Raw genomic sequence first — 213 nt, forward strand, 5'->3', positions numbered from 1 at the left:
CGCTGGGAGGGTCATCGCAGGGTGATCAACGGGATTCTCTTCCGACAGCGCACCGGGGTGCCGTGGCGGGATCTGCCTGCGCGGTTCGGCAAGTGGAAGACCGTGTATGAGCGGCGTGCGCCGTGAGGCGCTTTGTTGTATCCCCGGATTATCCGGGATGAATTCGGAGGAGGTTCTTGGGTCACCTGACTTACCTGGTGGTGAAAGCCAAAG

The 213-nt window shown here is 61.0% G+C and carries 1 pseudogene; it reads left to right on the forward strand.

Annotation, left to right across the window (positions count from 1 at the left end):
• Positions 1-114: pseudogene (locus IG78_RS0141420) on the forward strand (transposase); the annotation flags it as partial.
• Positions 115-213 lie beyond the last annotated feature (99 nt).

Origin of the sequence: Streptomyces aureocirculatus, from assembly GCF_000720475.1 — a bacterium.
GTDB classification, from domain to species: domain Bacteria; phylum Actinomycetota; class Actinomycetes; order Streptomycetales; family Streptomycetaceae; genus Streptomyces; species Streptomyces aureocirculatus.